Raw genomic sequence first — 1,006 nt, forward strand, 5'->3', positions numbered from 1 at the left:
TGTTTAGTCCCGGCATTTGATGGATCGGATCGATGATGAATCGATCTGGCTCCAAAGTCCATTGTTTGCAGATGAACTCGTAAGGCGTGAGGCCCTTTAGCGTCTTGAGCCGGCGCCCGAAATTGTAGGCGTCGATAAAGTCGGCCAGATGTTTTTTCAATTGAGCGTGATCGTCGTAGTGGAAGCGCTTGACGGTGGCTTCCTTGATCGTTCGGTTCATCCGCTCGACCTGTCCGTTGGTCCAGGGGTGCTTCACCTTGGTCAGACGATGCTCAATATCGTTCTCGTCGCAGACCCGGTCGAAGATGTGATGGAAGGCGTATAGGTCACAGGCCCGATTGGTGAACTGAATGCCATTATCGGTCAGGATGGTATGGATGGTGTAGGGCACGGCCGCGATCAGATTGCGCAGGAACTGGGCGGCATTCATCTTGCCGGCTTTGGTATAGAGTTCTGCGAACGCGAACTTGGATGTTCGGTCAATTGCGACAAAGAGATAGAGCTTGCCCTCGGCCGTCTGCACCTCGGCAATATCGATGTGGAAGTAGCCGATCGGATAACTTTTGAACTTCTTCTTCGGTTCCTTGTCGCCTCCGACCTCCGGCAGACGTGAAATCCCGTGGCGCTGCAAACACCTGTGCAACGACGATCGCGTCAGATGTGGGATGGTCGGCTGAAGAGCGTAGAGGCAATCATCGAGCGGCAGCAACGTATGCCGGCGGAAAGCGACGATGACGGCCTCTTCTTCGAGGGAAAGGGTCGTCGAGTGTGGGTCCTTCGGGCCTGTAGGAAGGTCGACCAGCGATGTCCGCTTCTTCCATTTAGCGACGGTTTTCTGGTTGATCCCGTATCGCTTCGAAAGCGTTCTCAGGCTCTCTTCACTATTTTGTATTGCTCGACGGATTGCCTCTGTCGTCGTGGCGCTCCCATGTAGAACCTGGCCCATAGTGCTTCCCTCCATGCCAAGGAAGATATTGCACCATCAAATGCCGGGACTAAACACCTA

1 protein-coding gene is annotated in these 1,006 nt (G+C 54.2%); it reads right to left on the reverse strand.

Going from position 1 to position 1,006, the window contains the following annotated elements:
- The coding region (locus AF337_RS13265; protein WP_082336799.1) for an IS481 family transposase at nucleotides 1–946 on the reverse strand (946 nt) is incomplete at its 3' end.
- Nucleotides 947–1,006: the final 60 nt, after the last annotated feature.

Source organism: Rhizobium ecuadorense (assembly GCF_001187535.1).
GTDB classification, from domain to species: domain Bacteria; phylum Pseudomonadota; class Alphaproteobacteria; order Rhizobiales; family Rhizobiaceae; genus Rhizobium; species Rhizobium ecuadorense.